This window comes from Streptomyces polygonati, from assembly GCF_042650325.1.
Classification (GTDB): domain Bacteria; phylum Actinomycetota; class Actinomycetes; order Streptomycetales; family Streptomycetaceae; genus Actinacidiphila; species Actinacidiphila polygonati.
Window position 1 is genome coordinate 1 of sequence record NZ_JBHSBB010000004.1, and the last position, 5,068, is coordinate 5,068.

The window sequence follows — 5,068 nt, forward strand, 5'->3', positions numbered from 1 at the left end:
TCCGCCAAACCCACCATCACCGCGAACAACGCCGGCTGCACCACATCCACCCGGTCCAGCGAACCCCCCGACAACACCTCCACCAACGACCAGTCCGTATACGGCGCCAGAGCGGCAGCACAGTCATCAATCGCCGCCCGGAAAACCTCCGACTCCCCGTACAGCTCCCGGCCCATCCCCACCCACTGCGCCCCCTGACCCGGAAACACGAACACCGTCCGGCCCGACCCACCCACCACACCACTGACCAGGTCGGGCGCTTCCCTCCCCTCGGCCAACGCCGTCAGCGCGGCCGGGTCACCGACTACGGCCCGGTGCTGGAAACGCGCCCGTCCGGCCAGCACGGCCGCCACCGCGACCCGGTCGACCTCGGGACGCGCCGCGACAAAGTCCGCCAGCCGCGCCGCCTGCGCCCGCAACGCGGAGTCCGACTTCGCCGACAGCAGCCACGGCACCGGACCGGTCGGAAGCGCGGCGGAGGACGACCTCGCAGGCTCAGCCAGGTCCGGGACAGGGGCCTCGATGATGACGTGGGCGTTGGTGCCGCTGATCCCGAACGCCGAGACACCCGCACGCCGGGGACGCCCGGTCTCCGGCCACGAGCGGGCTTCGGTGAGCAGCGAGACATGCCCGGTGGACCAGTCGACATGCGAGGTCGGCGCGTCCACGTTGAGGGTTCGCGGCAGTTCACCGTGCCGCATCGCCATGATCATCTTGATCACACCCGCGACACCCGCCGCCGCCTGCGTATGACCGATGTTGGACTTCACCGAACCCAGCCACAACGGCTCCGTGCGGCCCTGACCGTAGGTCGCCAGCAAAGCCTGCGCCTCGATCGGATCACCCAGCGTCGTACCCGTGCCGTGCGCCTCCACCGCGTCCACATCCGACGCCGACAAACCGGCGTTCGCCAGCGCCTGAGCGATCACCCGCTCCTGCGACGGACCGTTCGGCGCCGCCAGACCGTTGGACGCGCCGTCCTGGTTGACCGCGCTGCCCGCGACCACCGCCAGCACCTGGTGGCCGTTCCGCCGCGCGTCGGAAAGCCGCTCCAAGAGAACAAGCCCGGCGCCCTCACCCCAACTCGTGCCGTCGGCGCCGTCGGCGAACGACTTGATCCGCCCGTCGGCCGCCAGCCCGCGCTGCCGCGAGAACTCCACAAAGCCGGCCGGCGTGGCCATGACCGTCACACCGCCGGCCAGCGCCAGTGAGCACTCCCCCGCGCGAAGTGCCTGCGCCGCCAGGTGAATCGCCACCAGCGACGAGGAGCACGCGGTGTCCACCGACACCGCCGCGCCCTCCAGCCCCAGCAGATAGGAGACCCGGCCGGAAGTAGCGCTGGTCGCTGTCCCGGTGGCGAGAAAACCCTCCAGGTCCGGCGGCGGCTGGCTGCCGTACCCGGACGACCACAGACCGGTGAAGACGGCCGTCCGGCTGCCGCCGAGGGAGGTCGGGTCGATGCCGGCGCTTTCCACGGTCTCCCAGGCGGTCTCCAGCAGCACCCGCTGCTGCGGGTCCATCGCCAGCGCCTCGCGCGGTGAGATCCCGAAGAACGCCGCGTCGAACCCGGCGCCGTCCGCGAGGAAACCGCCCGACCGGGTGTAGGTCGTACCCGGCCGGTCCGGGTCGGGGTCGTAGACGACATCCCAGCCCCGGTCCACCGGGAACTCGGAGATCGCGTCGGCGCCGTCCGACACCAGCCGCCACAAGCCGTCCGGCGACTCGACCCCACCCGGATAGCGGCAGCCCATCCCGATGATCGCGATCGGCTCGCGTGCCGCCTCTTCCATGGCGGCCAGGCGTTTGCCCAGGACGGCCAGGTCGGCCGTGGCGCGCTTGAGGTAACTGCGGAGCTTCTCTTCGTCGGACATCGCTACTCCTCAGCGTTGCGGGACTCGCCCGAGCGGATGGCCTCGGTCCGGCGGTGCGCGTCGTCCAGGATGCTGAACAGTTCGTCGTCGCTGGCTTCGTCGACACCGGCCTCGTCGACGTCGGCCTCGGGGCCGCCGCGTTTCGCGGTCCAGGCCACCAGCAGTGCCTCAAGGCGGGCCGCGATCGTGTCGTAGTCGGCGTCGGCGGCGGCTGTCGCGTCCAAGGTGGACTTGAGCTGGTCGAGTTCCGCGAGCAGCGGATCCTGCTTCGTGCCGTGCAGTCGGGTGTGGACGAATTCGGCGAGCCGGGCGGGTGTCGGGTGGTCGAACGTGAGCGTGGCGGGCAGGCGCAGGCCGGTCCCCGCGTCGAGCTGGTTGCGCAGTTCCACGGCCGTGAGCGAGTCGAAGCCGAGGGCCGTGAACGCCAGGTCCGGCCGCACCGCGTTCGGCGACGCGTGTCCCAGCACGGCGGCCACTTGGTCGAGGATCAGTCGCAGTACGTCGTCCTGGGACCACACGCGGTCCGCCGCACGCCTGCGTCGCGGCCGGACAAGTGCCCGCAGCACGGCGGGTGGGTCGCCGGCCCGGCGCAAGGCCGGCAGGTCGAAGCTGATCGGGGCCAATGCGGGTGTACCGGCGGTCAGCGCGAGGTCGAACAGCGCCAACGCCTCTTCGGTCGGCAAGGGCAGGACGCCGGCCCTGGTGAGCCGATGCCGGTCGGCGTCCGTCAGACCTCCCGTCATGCCGCTGGTCTGCGCCCAGTAGCCCCACGCGAGTGAGACGGCGGGCAGCCCCTGGGCGTGCCGGTGCTCGGCGAGCGCGTCGAGATACGCGTTGGCGGCTGCGTAGTTCGCCTGTCCCGCACCGCCCAGCACACCGGCGGCCGAGGAGAACAGCACGAACGAGTCCAGGCCCTCGGTCAGCTCGTGCAGGTGCCGCGCGGCGAGGGCTTTCGGCGCCCACACGCGCTCGAACTGCTCGGGGGTGAGGGATTCCACCACGGTGTCGGCCAGCACACCCGCGGCATGGATCACGGAGGTGACCGGGTGTTCGGCGAGCAGCCGTGCCACCGCGTCGCGGTCGGCCATGTCGCAGGCCACGACGGTGACGTGAGCGCCGGACCCGGTCAGTTCGGCGGTCAGCGCGGCCACGCCGGGGGCGTCCGGTCCGCTTCGGCTGACCAGGAGCAGACTGCGGACTCCGTGCCGGGCGACGAGATGACGGGCGATCGTGCCGCCCAGGGTGCCCGTACCGCCGGTGATGAGCACCGTGCCGTCGGGGCCGAGCGTGGACGGCAGCGGACCGATCTCGGCGCGTTCGAGGCGCGGGACGTGGACGGCGCCGCCGCGGATCGCGAGCTGGGGTTCGTCGCCGGCCAGCCGGACCTCGTCGCCGTCGACCAGGACGAACCGGCCGGGGTGCTCGGTGGCGGCCGACCGGACCAGGCCCCAGACAGCGGCGGCGTCCGGGTCGACGTCGTCGCCCGGCCGGACCGGGACGGCATGGCGCGTGGCCACGGCCATCCGCGGGATGTCCGTGGCGAGGAAGTCCTGGATCACCCGCAGTGTCTCGACCGGCGTGGTGGCGTGGTGAACGGGGATGTCCGGCTCGGTCGTCGCCGTGTCGAGGACGGGCCACGACAGCCGGTACGGCATGTTCTCCCGGGCCGCCGCCGGTCGGCGCAGGGTCAGCGAGGCGATCTCGGCCATCGGCGCGCCCGAGTGGTCGGCGAGGCCGAGGGTGTAGGTGTCCTGGCCGGTCGCGGTCAGCCGGACGCGGGCCCGCTCTCCGCCGCGCCACAGCGAGACCCCGGCGAAGGAGAACGGCATCTTGGCCCGGTCGTCGGCGATCGTCACGGTCTGGATCGCCGCGTCGAGCAGGGCCGGATGCAGCCCGAACCGGGGATCGCCGGGCGCGGACACCTCCGCGTAGAGGGTGTCGCCGTCCCGCCACACCGCTTCCAGGCCTTGGAAGGCCGCGCCGTAGGCGAATCCGGCGTCGCCCAGAGTGTCGTAGAAGGCATCGAGCTCGACGGGTTCGGCCTTCGGCGGCCACACCAGCGCCCAGGACGCCTGCGGTGTTACGGGGTCGGCGCCCAGCGTGCCGGCCGCGTGCCGTATCCACTCGCCGGTGGTACGCGAGTGGATCGAGACAGCGCGCCGTCCTTCACGGTCGGGACCGACGATGACGCACACCTGCACGCCGTCCGCGACCACCAGCTGTGCTTCCAGTGCCAGGTCCTCGACCACCGGGCAGCCGATGTACTCGCCGGCTCGGACGGCCAGTTCGACAAACGCCGTCGCGGGCAGCAGCGGCGAGCCCAGAATGACGTGCTCGGTGAGCCACGGCTGCTCGGCGGTGGCGAACTGGCCGGTCAGCACGGCGCCTTGATCGTCGGGCAGGTCCACGACGGCCCGCAGCAGCGGGTGGTCGACCTCGCTCTGGCCGGCCATCGAGACATGGGGCGTGGCGGTCGGGAGGAGCCAGTAGGGGTCGTGCTGGAAGGGATACGTCGGCAGCTCCGCCCGCGCCGCCCCGGCCGGGACCGGCAGCATCCACGGCGCCCCGGCCACCCACAACCTGCCCAGCGCCGCCAACAACCGCTCCGGCTCATCATGACCACGCCGCATCAACCCCGACGCCACCAGACCCGGATGCGGACCCACCTCAACAAACCCCGTCACCCCCTGCCCCACCAGCCAGTCCACCGCATCACCGAACCGCACCGTCTCCCGCACCTGCCGCACCCAGTACAACGGATCCGCCATATCCGCCGGCCCACCCACCACCGAGGAGACCACCGGAATCACCGGAACACCGAACGACACCCCCCGCACCACCGCCTCGAACTCACCCAGCATCGGATCCATCCGAGCCGAATGAAACGCATGACTCACCGCCAGCCGCCGCACCTCACGCCCACGACCCCGCCACACCTCACCAACCGCCAGCACCGCCCCCTCATCACCCGACAGCACCACCGCATCAGCACCATTCACCGCCGCCACCCCCACCCCCACAGGCAACGACCCCACCACCTCACCCTCCGACGCCCGCACCGACACCATCGCCCCACCCGACGCCAACCCCTGCATCAACCGACCACGCGCCACCACCAGCCCACACGCATCCACCAACCCCACAACACCCGCCACATGCGCAGCCGCCAACTCACCCACCGAATGCCCCACCACAAA

Annotated in this window: 2 protein-coding genes; both read right to left on the minus strand. The window is 71.8% G+C overall.

Annotation, left to right across the window (positions count from 1 at the left end):
- Positions 1-1,871: type I polyketide synthase (locus tag ACFO3J_RS03575; RefSeq protein WP_386426057.1), on the minus strand; the 1,871-nt coding region annotated here is incomplete at its 3' end.
- 2 nt (positions 1,872-1,873) lie between these two features.
- The gene (locus ACFO3J_RS03580; RefSeq protein WP_386426059.1) at positions 1,874-5,065 is read right to left on the minus strand and encodes a type I polyketide synthase; all 3,192 of its coding nucleotides are present in this window, start codon (positions 5,063-5,065) and stop codon (positions 1,874-1,876) included.
- Positions 5,066-5,068: the final 3 nt, after the last annotated feature.